The following is an 18,669-nucleotide window of genomic DNA, read 5'->3' on the forward strand; positions in this document are numbered from 1 at the left end:
GGCGCTCGTACGGAGTGTCAGGACGTGCGGACCGGCGCCGTCTCCTCCGGCTCACCGGCCCGGTCCGCGCGGATCCGGTCGATGTGGTCGGCCAGCTCGTCGGTGATCAGCAGGTCCCGCCGGATGTCGTCGTGCGGGTACGCGGTCCGCCCGACCATGTGCGCCGCGACCGGGGCGGTGGCGAGCTGGAACAGGCCGACGAGGACCAGCGTGGTGATGTCCACCCCGGTACGCAGCCGCAGCGCGCAGCCGAGCAGCACCAGCAGCAGCCCGAGCACCTGCGGCTTGGCGGCCGCGTGCATGCGTGACAGCACGTCCGGGAAGCGGACCAGCGCGATGCCCGCGGCGAGGCAGAGCAGGGCGCCGGCGATCAGGCAGACGCTGGCGACGATGTCCAGGATCGCGTCGGCGGTCACTTCGGGCTTCTCCGGGACGCGAACCGGGCGACGCTCACCGAGCCGACGAAGCCGACGAGCGCGAGGACGACGAGGACCGGCAGCGCTGTGGCGTCCCGGCTGTAGGCCGCCTCGGTGGCGATGGCCGCGACCGCGACGGCGAGCAGCACGTCGGTGGCGACGGCCCGGTCGAGGATGGACGGCCCGCGGATGATGCGGACGAGGGTGAGTCCACCGGCCGCGACGAGCAGCGCGGTGACGATCACGGCGACGACGGTCACGTCGGTGCTCCTTCCAGTTCGACCGAACCGGCGGGTTCGGCCTCGTCGTGGCGGATCCGGTCGCGCTCCTCGGCCGAGCCGACGGCGGCGACGATGCGCGCCTCCAGCTCCAGCACGCTGCGCCGGAACCGTTCCACCTCGTCGGGGCTCCGGATGCCGATGACGTGCACGTAGAGCGTCCCGGTACTCCGGTCGGCCTCCAGGATGAGACTGCCCGGCACCAGCGACAGCGCCTCGGCGTTGAGGGTCAGGTTGAGGTCGGTGTTCACCCGCAGGCGCACCGCGATGATCGCCGAGTGCGGGTGCCCGGGCCGGACGGCCAGCCAGGCCACCTGGGCGGACGCGACCACCAGGTCGTACAGGAAGCGGACCAGGAACCGCAGCAGCGGCACCGGCCGGATCCGGCCGGCGAACGTGACAGGGGGCAGCGGGAAGACGACGAGCAGCACGGCAGCGACCACGAGTCCGCTGATCACGTTGGCCCAGCTGAAGGTGCCCCACAGCAGCACCCAGACGGTGACGAGGCCGGTCACCGCTACGGCCCGGTTGCGCCAGCGGTCACGGCGGGTCAGTGGCGCTTTCGGCTGACTGGTCACGGCGGTCCCTCCGGGAACACGGCCTCGACGTACGGGGCACGGCGCAACAGGTCGTCGGCGGCGTCGGTGCTGATGTCGAACAGCGGTCCGGCCACCACCGTCAGCGCCAGGCCGAGCACCACGAGGGCGGCGGTGGACACCGTCATCAGCCGGGGCAGCACCGCCCCGGCCGGCGCCGGGCCGTCGTGCGGCTGCTCGGCGCCGTCGGTGCGGGCCGCCTGGTCGGCGTCACCGGGCTCCGGCATGTCCGCGTGCGGGGCCCGCCAGAAGGCGAGGTTCCACACCCGGGCGATGGCATAGAGCGTGAGCAGGCTGGTGAGCAGTCCTCCGGCGACGAGCGACCAGGCCAGGAACCCGCCGTCGTCGACGCCGGCCTGCACCAGGCCGAGCTTGCCGAGGAACCCGGAGAACGGTGGTATGCCGGCCAGGTTCAGCGCGGGCACGAAGAACAGCACCGCCAGCAGTGGTGACAGCCGGGCCAGGCCGCCGAGGCGGTCCAGCGCGGTGCTGCCACCGCGTCGTTCGACCAGGCCGGCGGCGAGGAACAGAGTGGTCTGGATGGTGATGTGGTGGACCACGTAGAAGATGGCCGCGGACAGGCCGAGCGGGGTGGTCAGCCCGACCCCGAACAGCATGTACCCGATGTGGCTGACGAGCGTGAACGACAACAGCCGTTTGATGTCCGACTGCGCCACCGCGCCGAGGATGCCCACCACCATGGTCAGCGCCGCTATCACCATGAGCAGGTCGGCGGTGCGGCCGCCGGGGAACAGCAGCGTCTCGGTGCGGATGATCGCGTACACGCCGACCTTGGTGAGCAGGCCGGCGAAGACCGCCGTCACCGGGGCGGGCGCGGTCGGGTAGCTGTCCGGCAGCCACGCGGACAGCGGGAACACCGCCGCCTTGATGCCGAAGGCGAGCAGCAGCATGCCCTGGAGCACCAGGCGGATGTCGTCGGGCAGCGCGTCCAGGCGGTCGGCGAGCTGCGCCAGGTTCAGCGTGCCGGTGGCGGAGTAGACCAGGCCGATCGCCACCAGGAAGATCAGCGACGAGAGCAGGCTGACCACGACGTACGTGGTGCCGGCCCGGATCCGCGTCTCGGTGCTGCCGAGCGTCAGCAGCACGTAGCTCGCCACGAGCAGGATCTCGAAGCCGACGTAGAGGTTGAACAGGTCGCCGGAGAGGAAGGCGTTGCAGACGCCCGCGGTCAGCACCAGATAGGTCGGGTGGTAGACCGACAGCGGCGTCTCCTCGTTGCCGTCGGCCATGCCCTGCCCGATGGAGTAGACGAGCACGCACAGGGTGACCGAGGCGGACACGACGAGCATCAGCGCGGCGAGCTGGTCGGCGACGAGCACGATGCCCATCGGCGCCACCCAGCCGCCCACCTCCACCACGAGCGGGCCGTCCAGCGACGAGCGGACCAGGAGCATCGCGGCCACCGCGACGGTGGCGGTGAGCACGATGATGCTGACCCACCGCTGGGCGCGGGCCCGGCGGGCGAGCAGCAGGGTGAGGGCGGCGCCGAGCAGCGGCATCACCACCGGCAGCGGTACGAGCCAGGTCATCGGACGGCCTCCGCCTCACCGGCGGCGAGCACCCGCGCCTCGGGGCTGCCGTCGGCGGTGTCGACGCCGTCGGTGTCCGAGGTGCCCGGGCCCTCGTCCCGGTCGGCCAGCTCCATGATCCGGCGGTCCTCGACGTCGTCCTGCACCTCGTCGTGCCCGTTGAGGTGCCAGCTCCGGTAGGCCAGCGCGAGCAGGAACGCGGTCATGCCGAGCGTGATCACGATCGCGGTCAGCACCATCGCCTGCGGCAGCGGGTCGGACATGTCCTCCTCGGCGGTGGTGCCGACGATCGGCGGGCCGCCGGCCCGGCCGCCGGTGAGCAGCAGCAGGTTGGCGCCGTTGCCGAGCAGGATGACCCCCATCAGGACGCGGGTGAGGCTGCGTTCCAGCAGCAGGGTGACGCCGGTGGCGAACAGGACGCCGATGACCACGACGTAGACCAGGTTGGGGATGTTCGGGCTCACACCAGCTCCTCTTCCCGTACGCCGGCCGGTTCGGTCTCCTGTTCGTCGACCTCCTCCTGGCGGTCCATCTCGGCGCCCAGGCTGCGCAGGATGTCCAGGACGAGGCCGACCACGATGAGGTAGACGCCCACGTCGAAGAAGACCGACGTCACGAAGTGCACGTGGCCGAGCAGCGGCAGGTGGAAGTCGAGCGTCGCGCTCTGCAGGAACTCGCCGCCCAGCAGCATCGCGGCCACGCCGGTGCCGACCGCCACGAACAGGCCCGCGCCGAGCACCAGGCCGGCGTCGACCGGCGCGGCGCCGTTGAGTTCGGTACGCCCACCGGCCAGGTATCGCACGGCGAGCCCCAGCCCGGCGACCAGCCCGGCGGCGAACCCGCCACCGGGGGCGTTGTGGCCGGAGAAGAGCAGGTAGATCGAGAACAGCAGGATGGCGTGGAACAGCAGGCGGGTGACCACCTGGAGGATCACCGACTGCTGCCGGGAGGTCGCGCCGGTGGTGAGCCAGCGCGGGCGCGACGACTGCTGCCGGCCCGCGCCGGGGATGCCGCTGCGCAGGTCCAGCGCGCGGGAGCGGCGGAAGATCAGGCTGGCCACGCCGGTGGCGGCCACCACCAGCACGGCGATCTCGCCCATCGTGTCCCAGGCGCGGATGTCGACGAGCGTCACGTTGACGACGTTCTTGCCGCCGCCGTAGGAGACGGCCTCCTCCGGGAAGCCGACCGAGATCGGCGTGGCGGTCCGGCTGCCCGCCGCCACGTACGCCATCCCGGCGGTGACCACGCCGACGGCGACGCCGAGCGCGACCCGGAACCGCCGGGTGGCGCGGATCGGGCGGGCCGAGAACCGGCGCGGCAGGCGGCGCAGCACCAGCACGAACATCACGATCGTGACGGTCTCCACCAGGAACTGGGTGAGCGCGAGGTCGGGCGCGCCGTGCAGGATGAACATCAGCGCCGTGCCGTAGCCGGTCACGCCGACCAGGATCATCGCGGTCAGCCGGCGGCGGGCCCGCGCGGCCACTACCGCCGCGACCACGATGACCGCGCCGGCGACGGCCTGCAACGGGGTGTCCCAGAGCTGGAACCGGCGGGCCCACGGCGCGCCCGCGAGCACCGCGCCGCCCGGCAGCACGACCAGGACCAGCAGGATGACGCCGAGGTAGAAGGGCAGCGAGCCGCGCTGGGTGGCGCCGGTCAGCTCGACCGCCGCGCGGTCGACCGCGCCGGCCAGCCGGTCGTAGCCGGTGGCGCCGTCGAAGGGCAGCCGCGGCAGGTAGGGCCGGCGCCGGTGCAGCAGCAGGAACAGCCCGAGACCGGCGGTCACCGCCAGCGCCGACAGGCCGAGCGCCGGGGTCAGCCCGTGCCAGAGCGCCAGGTGGTAGCCGGGGTCGGCGGTCGGGAACTGATCGGCGTACGGGGCCAGCACCCGGTCCACCGCGGGGGCGAGGACGCCGACGGCGAGGCCAGCGAGGGCGAGCACCGCCGCCGGGCCGATGAACGCCGGCTCGATCCGGTGCGGCCGGGTCTCCGCGACGCCGGGCTTGGCGGCGAACGCGCCCCAGAGGAACCGCGCGGTGTACGCGACGGTCAGCGCCGAGCCGGTCACCACTCCGGCGAGCACGACCAGTTCGGTGGTGCCGCCGTGCAGGAACGCCTCGAGCGCGGCCTCCTTGGCCACGAAGCCGATCAGCGGCGGCAGGCCCGCCATCGAGGCGGCCGCGAGTCCGGCGACCGCCGCGAGCACCGGGGCGCGCCGGCCCAGGCCGCTGAGTTCGCGCAGGTCGCGGGTGCCGGTGACGTGGTCGACGACGCCGACGACGAGGAACAGTGTGGCTTTGAACAGGGCGTGCGCCAGCAGCATCGCGGCGCCGGCCAGCGCGGTGTCGCGGGTGCCCGCGCCGAGGATCACCATGAGCAGGCCGAGCTGGCTCACAGTGCCGTACGCCAGCAGCAGCTTCAGGTCGACCTGCCGCAGCGCCGTCCACCCGCCGAGGAACAGGGTGATCAGGCCGCCGGCCAGCAGGACGCCGCGCCACACGGTGGTCTGGCCCACCGCCGGACCCATCAGCGCGGCCAGGAAGACGCCCGCTTTGACCATGGCGGCGGCGTGCAGGTACGCGCTGACCGGGGTGGGCGCGGCCATCGCGCGCGGCAGCCAGAAGCTGAACGGGAAAATCGCCGACTTGCTGGTCACGCCGAGCAGGACGAGCACCAGCGCGACGGTGAGGTAGCCGCCCTCGGGCAGGTTCCCGGCGATCTCCGACCACCGGTACGAGCCGGCGTGCTGGCCGAGCATCACGAAACCGGCGAGCATCGCCAGGCCGCCCAGTGTGGTCACCAGCAGCGCCTGCATCGCCGCGCGGCGGCTGGCCCGTTTGGTCGGGTCGCTGCCGATCAGCAGGTACGAGAAGACGGTGGTGAGTTCCCAGAACACGTACAGCAGCAGCAGGTCGTCGGAGACGACCAGGCCGAGCATCGCGCCGGCGAACGCGACGAACACCGCGGCGAACCGGCCGAGGCCGGGGTCGTCGGAGCGGAAGTAGCGCGCGCTGTAGGCCAGCACGAGGGCGCCGACCCCACCGACGAGCAGCACCAGCAGCCAGGACAGCGTGCCCATGCGCAGCGCGAGTTCCAGGCCGAGCTGCGGCACCCAGGTGACGGTCTCGACGACGGGCCGGCCCGCACGGACCGGTTCGGTGCGGGTCACCGCCCAGATCAGGGCCGCCGCCGGGACGGCCGCCAGCAGGTAGAGCGCCCGCCGACCGAGGAGGCGTACCAGCACGGGGGCGGTCACGGCTGCGAACGCATGGACCGCCACCAGAACCAGCACACACACTCCTCAAGATCGACCTGCGGTACGTCAACCCTAACCGGCGATCCGGCGAGGCGGTATGTCGAGAGAATCACGCGAACGTGTCGTGTCGGCTCCGCTGCGTTTCGGGTAAGGAGTGAGGTTCACTCCGCCCGGTACACCGGTCGGCGTCCGGCGGTCGCCCCGATAGGGTGGTCGGCGTGCTGCCGATGCGAGCCGCCCTGGCGGGCACCACCGGGAACGCGATGCTGATGGGCCTCGCCGAGGTCAGCACGCCGGTCGGCTGGGTGCTGCTGCCCGGCCTGCTCGGCGTCTCGGCCCGGCCCCGGGTGGCGGCGCTGGTGTCGGCGTGGGCGGGCGTGCTGGTCGCGCTATCAGTCGTCGTACCGGTGATCCCCGGCCACCGCAGCGACCCGCAGGCGCTGCTCGCCTCGGCGGCCGGCCTGGCCGCGGTGCCGGTCCTGGCCTGGGCCCGCCGCCGGACGCGTACCGCGACCGTGGCGCGCGCCGCCGCGCCGCCGGACGTCGCCGTGTTCACCGTGCCGGCCGGGGCCGGGAGCGCCGCGCTGGCGATCTGCGGCACCGCCGGCGAGATCGGCGCCGCCGTCCCGGTCCGCGGCGGTGGACTGCGTGTCCTGCTCGGCACGGTCAGCGGCGCCGCGCTGGACACCCCCGCCGGACGCCGGGCGATCGAGCAGGCGTTCCGCCGGGCCGCCGCCGGACCGCGGCGCACAGTGCCGCACCTGGTCGACGCGCTCGACCGGGTGGTACGCGATCTCGCCCCGGCGGGTCACCTGCGTGCCACGATCGTGGACGTGGACCGCGCCGGGGCGGTCCGGGCGGTGCGGTGCGGATCGCCGGATCTCGTGGTCGCAGCCGGGAACCGCGCCGAACCCGCCCGGGTGCCGGACGGGCCGGCGATCGGGTCGACGGAACCGGCCGAACGCGCCACGCCCGGCCCGGTCACCGGCCGCCGGATCGCCGTCGTCGGCACCGGCTTCACCGACGCGCACGGAGAGCGCTGGTTGCGCGTACTCGATCAGGTGGCCGCAGGCGACGACCCGGCGCGGACGGCGCAGCTGCTGACCCGCGGCCCTCGCGGCGGGCGGCGGACCGGCCCGGCGCTGGTGATCGACCCGGAACCACAGTCGCGGGGATGACCGGCGGACCGGCCGGACCCGCCGCCTAGGGCGTGTCCTGCCGATCTTGTAGGGGTTGGTCGTTGACGATGTGTCGGTGGTGCGTCGTGGTGAGTTGACCGATGAGGCGTGGGCGGTGATCGCGCCGCTGCTACCGGAGCCGGGCGGTGCTCGTGGGCGGTGGCGAGATCACCGGCAGGTCATCAACGGGATTTTGTGGAAGCTGCGCACGGGTGCGCCGTGGCGTGACCTGCCCGAACGTTTCGGGCCGTGGAAGACCTGCCATGAGCGGCTGCGTCGGTGGAGCGCCGACGGGACATGGGATCGGATCCTCGCGGCGGCGCAGGTGCACGACGACGGCACACCGGTGCAGTGGACGATCAGCATCGACTCGTCGATCGTGCGGGCGCATCAGCATGCCGCTGGCGCCCGCAAAAAGGGGGCTCCCCGACAAGTCCGGCGACGCCTGGTGCGCAAGATGGCGAGGCCATCGGCCGATCACGCGGAGGACTGAGCACGAAAATCCACCTCGCAGTCGACGGACGCGGCCGGCCGTTGTCGATCCTGCTCACCCCGGGCCAGGCCGGCGACAACCCCCAGCTCCTCGCCCTGCTCGACGCGATCCGCGTCAACCAGCCCGGACCGGGCCGGCCCCGCAAACGTCCGGACGTGCTGATCGCGGACAAGGGCTACGCCCATGACTCCACCCGTCGAGCCCTGCGCCAACGCGGGATCCGGCACGTCATCCCCGAACGCAGCGACCAGATCGCCCGCCGCGCCGCCAAGGGCAGCACCGGCGGGCGACCACCCGCCTTCGACAAGGCGACCTACCGCAAACGCAACGTCGTGGAACGCTGCTTCAACCGACTCAAGCAATGGCGTGACCTGGCCACCCGCTACGCCAAACGCGCATCCCTCTACCGAGCCAGCCTGATCCTCATCGCCGCCATCATCTGGCTTCCATGATCGACAGGACAGGCCCTAGGCTGGTGTGGTGGGCCGGCGTCCGATGCCGGCCCCGTCCGGGGAGACCGCGATGACCGACAACGTCCGCCGGCCGGCACCGGTGGCGGGCGGCGAGGACGAGCAGTGGCTGGCCGAGGTGGCCCGCGAGGCGGGTGCCGACGCGGGCGGCGTGCCGGTGGAGCTGCTCGGCGACTACCTGCGGCTGCTGACCGACGCGGCGGTGACCGGCCGCCGTCCCCGCCGAGCCGAACTCGACGCGGTCGGCGCGCTGGGCCGGCGCGCGGCCGAGCAGGGGATCTCCGCCGGCCGCGCGGTACGCCTCTACCTGTCCGCGGCGCGGCGTGTCTGGCGGCAGCTTCCCCACCTGGACCGGTCCGACGACAGCGAGGCGGTCCGCGCCGCCGCCGACGCCGTCCTGCACGTGGTCGACACCGCCGTGGCCACGCTCGCCGAGGGGTACGCGGTGGCCCGCCGGGAACTCGTCCGGCGCGAGGAGTCGCTGCGAAGGGAACTCGTCGACGACCTGCTGCGCGGCGACTCCGACCTGGGCGGGCTGGTGGAACGGGCCGAGCCGTTCGGCCTGGACCTGGCCCGGGTGCACCAGGTCGCTCTCGCCGCGCCCGGCCGGCGGCTGCCGGACACGGAGGCGGCGATCAGCGCGCTGGAGCGGGTCATCTTCGACCGGCTCGGTGACCGGGACGTGCTGGTGGCCACGAAGGAAGGGCTGCTCGTGGTGGTCGCCCCGGCGGACCCGGTCACCGCCGACCGGGGCCGCGGCGCCGGAGCGACCGGCAACCTGGGCACGCTGATGCACGGCGAGCTGGACCGGCTGGTGCGGGGCCGGCCGTGGCAGGTGGCGGTGGGCCGCCCGCACCCGGGCGTCTACGGCATCGCCCGCTCGTACGAGGAGGCCCGGGAGGCGCTCACCACGGCGCGGCGCCTGCACAGCGAGGCATCCGTGATCGACGCGCACGACCTGCTGATCTACCGGGTGCTGCTGCGCGACCAGCCCGCCATGGTCGACCTGGTACGGGCGGTGCTGACGCCGCTGGCCCAGGCGCGCGGCGGCGCCGAGCCGCTGCTGGACACGCTGAACGAGTACTTCGCCTGCGGCGAGGTGTCGACCGAGGCCGCCCGCCGGCTGCACGTGTCGGTGCGCACGGTCACCTACCGGCTGGCCCGGATCCGGGCGTTGAGCGGCTACGACCCCGCCGACGCGCGGGACCGGTTCACGCTGCACGCCGCCGTGCTCGGCGCGCGGGCACTGGACTGGCCGCGCCGGCCGCTGCCGGCATAGCGCCGCCGCCGGTCCAGGTCCGCCGCCGGTGTGACAGGCGGCTCAGGCCGGTACGGCGACCAGCTCCGGGAAGCCGAGCAGGTTGGCCAGGGCCGACGCCTCGTCGCGGGTGAGGGTGAGCGTGACCATGCGGTCCGGGTCGTCCGGGTCGTCGTGGACGACGTCGCGCCGGCCGCCGACCTGGTAGTCGATCACGCCGATGCGGCGGCCCTCCTCCGTGGTCAGCGTGTGCCGGACCCCGATGCCGGGGAGGGTCGTACGTTCGATGATCACGGGGACCTCCTTCGGACGCGGCCGCCGTGGGGCCCGCCGGAGCCGGCCGGCGCTAGGGCGACGCGGTGGACGTTCGAGCTGAGCTCGCGTTCTCCATGTGTCAACCATAGCCACGGGGGACGGGCGGATCCGGGTTCCGGCCACCGGCAATCATTGCGCCCTTTGTTGGCCGGTGCCGTGCACTGCCGCGCGTGGTGTTCCAGGCGACGCTGGAGGTCCGAGGCGGTACCCGAGCAGCGAGGAGGTGGTGAGCGTGACCCGCACGTCGATGGCTCCGCCACCGGTGTCCGCCGGACTCCTCGCGTCCCGATCTGCGAGCGGCGACCAGAAGCGCGTCTGAGCCCCCGGCCGCCGGCGTCGTCGAGTGAATCCGACGCCCGCGGCCCCGGCCACGCCCCTTCCCCGCACCGTCCACCGCCCGGTTGGGCACCCTGATCCGAGAGAGGTCGGTATGCCGCACCTTGTCACAGCCATTCGCCCTCCGGCCCGTACCGGCATGCTGATCGGCCGCTCCCACGGCAGCCGCCCGCCGGTCACAGTCGACGCGGCGCCGATCGCCGTGGACCTCGGCAGCAGCCTGCTGCGGATCTGGCTGGGACCGGGCCGGACGCTGAGCGTCCCGCTCGGTCACGGCCTGCGCAGCCCGGTCGTCCGGCGCGGCCGGATCGTCGACGGTCCGGCCTGCGTCTCCGAGCTGCGCCGGATCCTGCGCGACCACCGCACCCCGGTCCCGGTCGGGGCGCTCGTCGTGGCCTGCCGTCCGGTGCTCGCCGCGCCGGCCGAGCAGGAGGCGACGCGCCGCGTGCTCACCGCCGTGCTCGCGCCGTCCCGGCTGCTGTTCCTCGACAGCGTCCGGGCGGGCGCCATCGGCGCCGGCGCCGCCGCCGGCACCCTGCTGGTCGCCGACATCGGCGCCCAGCTCACCGAGGTGGCGCTGCTGGAGGACGGCCGGGTGGTCGCCGCCCGCCGGGCCGAGGTCGGTACCCGGGACCTCAACCACGCGACCACCGCCGCCATGCTCGCCGACACCACCTCCCGGCTGGTACGCGAGCTGCGTCAGGACGCGACACTGCGGCCTCTGGTCCGCGACGCGCTGGCCCGTGGCCCGATCGTCATCGGTGACGGCGCCACCCGGCCCGACGTGACCGCCCGCCTGGTCGCCACGCTCGGCGCGACGGTGCACCGCGCCGCGTCACCCCGTACCGCCGCGCTGACCGGCGCCGGCATGGCCGCCATCTCGGCCCTGCGACACCCGCACGACACCCAGCGCCGCCCGGAAAGGAGCGCCTGATCATGACGCACGCCCTCGACCGCACCGACACGTTGCGCGAACTGCTGGACCGGCAGTTCGGCGAGTACACCGACCAGCTCACCGAGCTGACGCTGCACACGCGGCAGCCCGACTACGGCGGCCACGACCCGGACACGCTGCGCCGGCTGATCGAGACCGCCCGGCAGGGCGTCGCGGACACCGCCCAGGCGCTGAAGCGGATGTCCGAGGGCACGTACGGCGTCTGCGAGCGGTGCGGGCAGGACATCCCGACCGCCCGCCTGGAGATCCTGCCCTCGGCCCGCTTCTGCGTGCCGTGCCAGCAACGCCGCTGAGCACGCACGGGGCTGTCGGGGCAGGCGCCGGCCGGTAGCGTCACCGCCATGGATGTCGATGACGTCGCCGGCCGGCTCGGCGTGCCCGCCGAGGAGGTCGACCGGGTTCACCGGCTCGCCGGTGACCGGCCCTCCGCGCCGCTGCCCGACCGGGCGGACGCGCCCGCCCTGCTGGCCCGGCTCGCGGTCCGCCCCGACGACGCCGCCGAGATCCTGGCGGGCTGGCCGGAGCCCGGCTCGCCACTGTGGACCCCGGAGCTGCGCTGGCTGCTCGACCGCTCGATCGCCCTGGTCCGCGCCGACCTCGGCGGCCACGCCTGGCTACCGCCCGGCCCGGCGCTGCCCCGCGAACGGGGCCCGGCCTGGCGGCACCTCTACACGTACGCGTACCTCGCACTGGTCGACGTCGTCCGGGCCTACCACAGCGACCACGGCGTCCCCGACGACGTGTCCTGGGCGACGCTCGCCGACCTGGGCAACAACCTCGCCGTCGACAGGCGGATGAACGGCGAGGGCTGGCCGGTCATGCAGTGCTGGCTGACGCTGCACGCGCGCGGCGGCCTCTACGAGCTGGGCCGGCTCCAGCACCAGCGCGGCGACGCCGAGGCGATCGACCTGCACATCCCGGACGCCGGACCGCTGACCCCGGAGGCGGTCGACGCGTCGCTGGACCGGGCCCGCGCGTTCTTCCCGCGCCACTTCCCCGGCGAGCGCTACACCGCGTTCTCCTGCGGCTCCTGGCTGCTCGACCCGCAGTTGCGCGAGTACCTGCCGGAGGACTCCAACATCGTCCGGTTCCAGCGGCGGTTCACGCTGGAGCCCTACCAGGAGCAACCCGGGCTGGACGGCGACGTCGAGGTGCTGCGGTTCGTGTTCCGCACCCTGGACACGCCGCTGGACCGGCTGCCGCGCCGTACCGTGCTCCAGCGCGCGGTCATCGACCACCTCCGGGCCGGTCGCCACTGGCAGTGGCGCCGGGGCCGCTTCCCCATGTAGTCACGTCAGCGGCCGCAGGCCGCCCCGGTCCGGACCGGGATGCGGCGGCAGCGGCGCTCCGCGGGCCAGCCAGGCGTCGAGCGCGGCCTGGTCGCCGAACAGCAGCACCGGCGGTCCGGCCGGGTCGGCCGCCCAGGCCCGCAGGCGTCGGCGTGCCCGGCCGAACCCGGTCAGGTGCCACACCAGGATCGAGTCCCGGGACAGCACGCTGCGCAGCGTCTCCCGGTTGCCGTTGCAGATCAGCTCCCCACCGGCCAGCCGTCGCAGCGTGCGCCGCAGCAGCCGCCGGAACGAGACCCCGCGCGGAAGGTCCAGGCCGATCACCAGGTCGGCGCGGCCGAGGACCACGTCCCGCCAGCCGTGGTACGCGCCGTCGAGGATCCAGCTGTCGCGCCGGCAGATCGCCTCGATCCGGCGACGCTGCTCGGCCACCGGCACCTCGACCCAGCCGGGCTCCCACAGCAGGTCGTCGACCGGATACCAGGGCAGGCTGAACCGCTGCGCCAGATGCGCGGCGAGCGTCGACTTGCCGGAGCCGTGGATCCCCTCGACCAGGATGCGGGCCGGGGCGCTCATGGCAGCAGCGTAGGCACCGCGCGCCCCCGGCGCGATCCGGGCGGCCCGGTCAGTGCGCGACGGCGACCGCCGGCGCCGCCTCCAGTCCGGCGAGCTGGGACGGCCGCACGACCACCAGCAGCACCACCAGCGCCGCCACCATGCCGCCGGCCACCACCAGCGCCATCGCCACCGCGCCGGTGCCGAGCACGCCCACCAGCGGCGCGGCCACCGCGCCCACGCCGAACTGCACCGCACCGAGCAGCGCGGACGCGGTGCCGGCCGCCTCGCCGTGGCGGGACAGCGCCAGCGCCGGGGCGTTCGGCATGGCCAGGCCCGCCGCCGCCAGCACCAGCCACAGCGACACCAGCAGGGCGGGCAGCCCACCGAAGCCGGTCGCGGCGAACACCACCAGGGCCAGCCCGGCCACCGTGCCCGCCGCCAGCGAGGTCACCAGGATCCACTGCGACGGGTAGCGCCGCAGCAGCCGCACGTTGTACTGGGTGGCGCCGATCAGGCCGATCGCGCCCGCGCCGAACGCCAGGCCGAACTCCTGCTCGTCGAGCCCGTACCCGTCCTGCAGCACGAACGACGAGCCCGCGACGTACGCGAACAGCGCGGCCATCGCGAGCCCGGCGACCAGGACGAGGCCGACGAAGACCCGGTCCCGCAGCAGCCCGCCGTACGTCATCACGGTCGCGACGACTCCGCCGCGCCGGCGGCGCGCGGGCGGCAGCGTCTCCGGCAGCGCGAGCGTGGCCAGCGCGACGAGCAGCACCCCGAAGACGGCCAGGACCACGAAGACACCGCGCCAGTCGGTCCACCGCAGCACGCCGCCGCCCAGCGTCGGAGCGAGGACCGGCGCCGCGCCCATCACCAGCAGCAGCCGGGACAGCATCGTGGCGAACGCCGACCCGGTGAACAGGTCACGCACCACAGCCATCGCCACCACAGCGGTCGCGGCGACACCGAGGCCCTGCACGACGCGCAGGACGCCCAGGACGGCGATGTTCGGGGCGACCACGCACAGCGCCGACGCCACGATGTGCAGCAGCAGACCGGCGATCAGCGGGCGGCGCCGCCCGACCGCGTCCGACAACGGCCCGATCAGCAACTGCCCGACGGCGAGCCCGGCGAGCGTGCCGGTGAGCGTCAACTGGACCGCCGCCGACGTGGTCGCGAAGTCGGTGACGATCGCGGGCAGCGCGGGCAGGTACATGTCGATCGTCAGCGGACCCACGGCGATCAGCGAGCCGAGGACCAGCACGAGCTTCAGCCGCCGGCTCCGGCTCATCAGGTCGCCCGGGGTGGGCGTCGGGGCGGCATCGGTCGTCTGGGGCGTCCCGGCCCGGTCGTGCGACCGGGCGCGGGAGGGTGCGGCACTCACACAGTGAGTCAAATGCGCCCCCGGTGATCACATTCCCGTCCCGGCGAGAGGTAACGCAGGTCACGCGCCCCGGGCGGGCCTCCTCACCGTTGCAGCGCGTCGCCGAGCGCGGCCAGGTACGCCCCGGCCTGCGCCCCGTTGACCAGCCGGTGGTCGTAGGCCAGGCCCAGGTCCGCCACCGTGCGCTCGCGTACCCCGCCGTCGCCGTCGAGCACGACCTCACGGTGCACGTCCGGCACCGACAGGGCACAGGTGACGCCGGGCGGGATGATCGGCCGGGCCACCGTGACGCCGGGTGTGTCGTTGAGCGCGACCAGGACGTTCATGCCGGCCATGTCCTCCTCGCGGAGCCGGCCGCGCAGCGCCTTCATCCGCAGCGCGACCACGGCGTCGGCGAGGTCGCCGAGGTCCAGCCCGGCCGCGTCCCGGATCACCGGCAGGAACAGTCCGGTGCCGACGTCGACGGTGAGCCCGATCGACGGCGCTTCCGCGTCGAGGATCAGGCCGTCGTCGGTGAGCCGGGCGTAGAGAGCGGGGAACCGCTCGTGCAGCGCGGCCACGGCGGCGATGACGACCTCGGTCAGGCCGACCGCGGCGCCGGTCTCGTCGGCGGCGCGGCGGGCGTACGCGAGCGCGGCCGTCACGTCGACGCGCACGGCGGTGAAGGCCACCGGGATCTCCCGGTGCGAGGTGGCCACCACGTCGGCGATGCGGCGCTGTGCGGGTGGCAGCGGCCGTCCCGGCGGCACCGGGGCGGGCACAGCCGGCAGCGGCACCGGGGCGGGCACAGCCGGCAGCGGCACCGGGGCGGGCACGGCCGGCAGCGGCACCGGGGCGGGCAGGATCCGGCCGATGGGTGCGCCCGGCGCACAGTCGGCGCCGACGGCCACGTCCTGGCGCAGCACTCCGGCCTGTGTCGCGGCCAGCTCCTCGATCGCCTTGGACGTCTCGACCGCCGCGACCGGCTCACCGGCCTCGACCGTGGCGCCGTCCGCGACCAGCCATTCCAGCAGCACGTAGCTGTCGTCGTTGGGGTTGAGCCGGGGTACGTCCACCGGGACGCCCGACGGCGCCGCCGAGGTCGGATCCGGCGGCGGCGGACCGGCAGGCGAGGAATCGGTGCGCGGCACCGGAACCGCGGCGGGCAGGCGCATGATCCGGTCCAGGATCGCCTCCGTGCCGAGCAGCACCGTCCGTTCCAGGTGCGGCGCGGACGGGATGACCCGGTCGGCGGAGCTGACCAGCTCGACCGGGCCGCGCAACAGCGGCCAGGCCTCGGCGTGCAGGCGGGCGGCGACCTCGCTCCCCCACGTACCGCCCGCGGTGCTCTCCTCGGCGACGATCACGCCGTGCGCGCCGTCGAGCAGGTCGCGCAGGCCGTCCACGTCGACCGGGTAGAGCCGCGCCGGGACCAGTACCTCGACCGTACGTCCCCGCTCGGCGGCCCGGGTGGCGGCGGCTATCGCCCGGTCGGCGACCCCGCCCGGCGCGATGACGAGCGTGGGCGCGCCGGTGGCGTCCGGGTCGTGGACGCGGGCCCAGTTGCCGTCCGCGCCGCGCAGCTCGAAGGCGAGGCGGTCGTCGACGCGGCCGTCCACGTACCGCCGCCGGGTGTAGAGGACCTTGTCCTCGAACAGCATCGCCGGTTCGTCGCGGCGCAGCGCGGCGGCCAGCACGTCGGCCGCGTCGTGCAGCGGGGACAGCTCGTAGAGCGCAAGGTGCGGGATGCCGATGAAGTGCTTCTGCGGGCTCTGGCTGTGCGTCGCGCCGTAGCCCCGCCCGCCGCCGACCGGGCAGCGGATCACCACCCGCATCGGGGTGCACTCGCCGTACATGGCGACGGACTTGGTGATCAGGTTGAGGATCGGGTCGAAGGCGAGACCGGCGAAGTCCCCGAACATGATCTCGACGATCACCGTGTCGCCGCACAACGCCAGGCCGCCCGCGACGCCGGTGATGCCGTTCTCGCTCAGCGGCGTCGACAGCACCCGGTCCGGGTAGGCGGTGGAGAGCCCCTGTGTCACCTTGAACGCCCCACCGTACGGGTCGGCGACGTCCTCCCCCAGCAGCCAGGCCCGTTCGTCGGCGGCGAACAGAGCGTGCAGGGCCCGGTTGAGGTTGCGGCTGACCCGTTCGGCGCGCGTCACGCCGCCGCTCCGCGCGCGAGCGGCCGGGCCAGCACCTCGGCCGAGACCTCCGCGACCCGCTGCCGGGCCCGCGCGTCGGCGGCCGCGAACCGCTCCGGGTACGCCTCGGCGTACCGCTGGAGCCAGTCGAGGCGGCGCAGCCGGTCGAGTTCGCCGGGGGGCCGGGTGTCGTCGCCCTTGCTGTGCGGGCCGAGCCGGACCGTGTGCTGCACGAGCACGTGCGGCGTCCGGGTGGCGCGGACCCGCTCGACGTGCGGCGCGGCGGCGGCGCGTACCTCGGTGAGGTCGAGCGATTCGGACTCGCTGACGGTGATGCCGAACCCGGTGACCCGGCCGGCGATGGTGCCGGCGAGCTGCGCGGTGGTCGGGGTGGACTGGGCGATCCGGTTGTGCTCGACCACCACGAGCAGCGGCACCCGCCACAGCGCGGCCATGTTCAGCGCCTCGTAGACAGCGCCCTCGCCCCAGGTCCCGTCGCCGATGTACGCCACCACCATCGCGTCCTGCCCGGTGCGGTTGAGGTGCAGTCCCACGCCGACAGCGGCGGGCAGGCTCTCCCCCTGCACGCCGGTGGACAGGAACCGGTCCCGGCGCAGGTGCTGGCTGCCGCCGTACCCGTGGCACACCCCGCCCTCGCGGCCGAGCAGTTCCGCCAGCAGGCCCTCCGGGTCGCCGCAGTGCGCCAGGTAGTGCCCGTGGCCGCGGTGGTTGCTGAACACGAAGTCGCCGGTCAGCAGCGGGGCCAGCGCGACCGGGACGTACTCCTGGCCGAGGCAGGTGTGCGTGGTGCCGGCGAGGTGACCGTCGGCGTACAGGCGCAGCAGGTGCTCCTCGAAGCGGCGGATGAGCAGCCCCGTGTCGAGGTCGGCGTCGTCGAGCGGGGCGGGCGCGGCTGTCACTCCGGCACACCCCGCTGGGCGAGCAGCGCGCGCAGGTCGGCCACCGACCGCACGGTCCGGATCTCCCGGGGCGTCAGCGAGATCCGGTACGCGTCCTCGACGGCCGCGACGATCTGGAGGTGACGCAGGCTCACCCACGCGGCGCTGGTCGCGGGGCCGGTCTGCGCGTCGACCTGGTCGACGGGCAGTTCCAGCACGTCGGCGACGAGCCGCACCAGCCGGCTGGACATGCTCATACCTCGATGATCGTACAGGCCCAGTGGGTGCCCCGGCCCAACGAGATCAACGCGACCCGGTCGCCGTCGTGCAGCTCACCGGCGTCGAACAGGCGGCTCAGTCCGAACAGCTGGTCCGCCGCGCCGAGATGCCCGTACTCGGCCGCCAGCTCCCGGTTGGTCCGCTCCGGCGGCACCTTGTGGGCCTCGGCGAGCGACGTCATGGCGCGTTCGTTGTCGGCGACCAGGATCAGCCGCGCCAGGTCGGCGACTGTGACGCCGGCCCGCTCGCAGGCGCGTTCGGTGACCCGCACCATCCGCTCGTCGAGGTGGCGGGCGTACTGCGCGAACTGCTCGGGGTCGTAGTCGAAGAACTCCATCACGTGCCACACGTCGCGGGCGGCGGGCGGCTCGGCGCCGGGTGCGAACGGCGCCGCCGCGCCACCGCTGTCGAGCCGGTAGAACCCGGCGTAGCGGCCGTCGGTGGCCGCCTCGGTGACCTGCCAGCGCAGCCGGGGATGCCCGCGCCGGGCCACTGTGGCCACCGCGCCGTCGGAGAACACCATCGGCTGGGTGTCCATCCGGTTCCAGTACGCCTCGCAGGTCCGGTTCGCGGCCACCACGAGCGCGGTGGCGTACTCCGGGTGGGTGGCGAACTTGCCGGCGACGGTGTCGAGGCTGAGCACACCGGTGGTGCACGCCTGGGTGAGCAGCACCGCTTCGGCGCCGGCCGCGCCGAGCCGGTACGCCAGGTCGGCGGCGGCGTCCCAGTAGAGGTGTTCGGTGAGGTCGGTGACGGCGAGCACCAGCAGGTCCACCTGCGCGGCGGGCAGCGTGGCGGCGTCCAGGGCGCGGCGGGCGGCCCGCTCGGCGAGGTCGGTCAGGCCGACGTCCGGCGCGGCGCGGTGCACCTGCCGGTAGCCGTACCCGAGGACGCGGTTGACGTCGTCGGTGTACTGCGCCACCACGTCGGCGACGGGCGCCGGGTCGCCGAGCGCCTCACCGAAGGACACCAGCCCGAAGCTCATGCTCGACCGTCCCGCCGCAGATCCGCCGCTGCTTACCATTCCCCC

At 74.2% G+C, this 18,669-nt stretch carries 19 protein-coding genes; 6 read left to right on the forward strand and 13 right to left on the reverse strand.

Annotated elements, in window-relative coordinates:
• Positions 1 to 17: 17 nt before the first annotated feature.
• From mnhG to FHX31_RS16895, 6 genes are read right to left on the reverse strand one after another with little or no spacing between them, the layout of a single operon-like run.
• Positions 18 to 416 (reverse strand): monovalent cation/H(+) antiporter subunit G, encoded by a 399-nt coding sequence (gene mnhG / locus FHX31_RS16870; protein WP_013477152.1) that lies wholly within the window; start codon positions 414 to 416, stop codon positions 18 to 20.
• On the reverse strand, positions 413 to 676 hold the full coding sequence (locus FHX31_RS16875) for a monovalent cation/H+ antiporter complex subunit F (RefSeq protein ID WP_013285827.1): 264 nt from the start codon (positions 674 to 676) through the stop codon (positions 413 to 415). The genes mnhG and FHX31_RS16875 overlap by 4 nt, the downstream gene beginning before the upstream one ends.
• Entirely contained in the window at positions 673 to 1,272 is a 600-nt protein-coding gene (locus tag FHX31_RS16880; RefSeq protein ID WP_013285826.1) for a Na+/H+ antiporter subunit E, read from the reverse strand. Before FHX31_RS16880 ends, FHX31_RS16875 begins: the two co-directional genes overlap by 4 nt.
• On the reverse strand, positions 1,269 to 2,840 hold the full coding sequence (locus FHX31_RS16885) for a Na+/H+ antiporter subunit D (protein WP_013477154.1): 1,572 nt from the start codon (positions 2,838 to 2,840) through the stop codon (positions 1,269 to 1,271). The genes FHX31_RS16880 and FHX31_RS16885 overlap by 4 nt, the downstream gene beginning before the upstream one ends.
• Complete coding sequence (locus tag FHX31_RS16890; protein WP_013285824.1) at positions 2,837 to 3,304, reverse strand: Na(+)/H(+) antiporter subunit C; 468 nt, start codon at positions 3,302 to 3,304, stop codon at positions 2,837 to 2,839. The genes FHX31_RS16885 and FHX31_RS16890 overlap by 4 nt, the downstream gene beginning before the upstream one ends.
• A complete protein-coding gene (locus tag FHX31_RS16895) occupies positions 3,301 to 6,135 on the reverse strand; it encodes a Na+/H+ antiporter subunit A (protein WP_013285823.1) in 2,835 nt (944 codons plus the stop codon). The genes FHX31_RS16890 and FHX31_RS16895 overlap by 4 nt, the downstream gene beginning before the upstream one ends.
• Before the next feature lie 191 nt (positions 6,136 to 6,326).
• Here FHX31_RS16895 and FHX31_RS16900 point away from each other — a divergent pair, with 191 nt between their 5' ends.
• The 3 genes from FHX31_RS16900 to FHX31_RS16910 all read left to right on the forward strand — a co-directional run bounded on the left by FHX31_RS16900 (position 6,327) and on the right by FHX31_RS16910 (position 9,519).
• A complete protein-coding gene (locus FHX31_RS16900; protein ID WP_123109862.1) occupies positions 6,327 to 7,277 on the forward strand; it encodes a hypothetical protein in 951 nt (316 codons plus the stop codon).
• 79 nt (positions 7,278 to 7,356) lie between these two features.
• A protein-coding gene (locus FHX31_RS16905; protein ID WP_013474031.1) for an IS5 family transposase occupies positions 7,357 to 8,222 on the forward strand; the annotation gives its coding sequence in 2 pieces (ribosomal slippage) (positions 7,357 to 7,690 and positions 7,690 to 8,222; 867 coding nt in all).
• A gap of 70 nt (positions 8,223 to 8,292) precedes the next feature.
• On the forward strand, positions 8,293 to 9,519 hold the full coding sequence (locus FHX31_RS16910) for a PucR family transcriptional regulator (RefSeq protein ID WP_013285821.1): 1,227 nt from the start codon (positions 8,293 to 8,295) through the stop codon (positions 9,517 to 9,519).
• A gap of 42 nt (positions 9,520 to 9,561) precedes the next feature.
• Here FHX31_RS16910 and FHX31_RS16915 read toward each other — a convergent pair whose 3' ends face one another.
• Positions 9,562 to 9,792, reverse strand: a complete 231-nt coding sequence (locus tag FHX31_RS16915; protein ID WP_013285820.1) for a cation:proton antiporter regulatory subunit — start codon at positions 9,790 to 9,792, stop codon at positions 9,562 to 9,564.
• Between the two features lie 451 nt (positions 9,793 to 10,243).
• Between FHX31_RS16915 and FHX31_RS16920 the strand changes: the two genes are divergently transcribed.
• Genes FHX31_RS16920 through FHX31_RS16930 form a run of 3 tightly spaced genes read left to right on the forward strand, consistent with a single transcriptional unit; the run spans position 10,244 to position 12,393 of the window.
• Positions 10,244 to 11,083, forward strand: a complete 840-nt coding sequence (locus FHX31_RS16920; protein WP_013285818.1) for a rod shape-determining protein — start codon at positions 10,244 to 10,246, stop codon at positions 11,081 to 11,083.
• 2 nt (positions 11,084 to 11,085) lie between these two features.
• A complete protein-coding gene (locus FHX31_RS16925; protein WP_013285817.1) occupies positions 11,086 to 11,397 on the forward strand; it encodes a TraR/DksA family transcriptional regulator in 312 nt (103 codons plus the stop codon).
• Between the two features lie 48 nt (positions 11,398 to 11,445).
• The gene (locus FHX31_RS16930; protein WP_123109794.1) at positions 11,446 to 12,393 is read left to right on the forward strand and encodes an acyltransferase domain-containing protein; all 948 of its coding nucleotides are present in this window, start codon (positions 11,446 to 11,448) and stop codon (positions 12,391 to 12,393) included.
• Here FHX31_RS16930 and FHX31_RS16935 read toward each other — a convergent pair whose 3' ends face one another.
• From FHX31_RS16935 to FHX31_RS16960, 6 genes are all read right to left on the reverse strand, one after another.
• Positions 12,394 to 12,969 carry a P-loop NTPase family protein gene (locus tag FHX31_RS16935; RefSeq protein WP_123109795.1) on the reverse strand — a complete coding sequence of 192 codons (576 nt, stop codon included), beginning with the start codon at positions 12,967 to 12,969 and terminating at the stop codon, positions 12,394 to 12,396.
• Between the two features lie 49 nt (positions 12,970 to 13,018).
• Complete coding sequence (locus tag FHX31_RS16940) at positions 13,019 to 14,242, reverse strand: multidrug effflux MFS transporter (protein WP_123109796.1); 1,224 nt, start codon at positions 14,240 to 14,242, stop codon at positions 13,019 to 13,021.
• A gap of 176 nt (positions 14,243 to 14,418) precedes the next feature.
• Positions 14,419 to 16,482 (reverse strand): 2-oxo acid dehydrogenase subunit E2, encoded by a 2,064-nt coding sequence (locus FHX31_RS16945; protein WP_184976741.1) that lies wholly within the window; start codon positions 16,480 to 16,482, stop codon positions 14,419 to 14,421.
• The gene (locus tag FHX31_RS16950; protein WP_114920164.1) at positions 16,479 to 17,381 is read right to left on the reverse strand and encodes a thiamine pyrophosphate-dependent dehydrogenase E1 component subunit alpha; all 903 of its coding nucleotides are present in this window, start codon (positions 17,379 to 17,381) and stop codon (positions 16,479 to 16,481) included. The genes FHX31_RS16945 and FHX31_RS16950 overlap by 4 nt, the downstream gene beginning before the upstream one ends.
• Entirely contained in the window at positions 17,378 to 17,617 is a 240-nt protein-coding gene (locus FHX31_RS16955) for an acyl carrier protein (RefSeq protein ID WP_225319539.1), read from the reverse strand. Before FHX31_RS16955 ends, FHX31_RS16950 begins: the two co-directional genes overlap by 4 nt.
• Positions 17,614 to 18,624, reverse strand: coding sequence for a 3-oxoacyl-ACP synthase III family protein (locus tag FHX31_RS16960; RefSeq protein WP_114920163.1), 1,011 nt, complete (start codon positions 18,622 to 18,624; stop codon positions 17,614 to 17,616). The genes FHX31_RS16955 and FHX31_RS16960 overlap by 4 nt, the downstream gene beginning before the upstream one ends.
• Positions 18,625 to 18,669 lie beyond the last annotated feature (45 nt).

The sequence above is a fragment of the Micromonospora sp. CNZ286 genome (assembly GCF_014207755.1).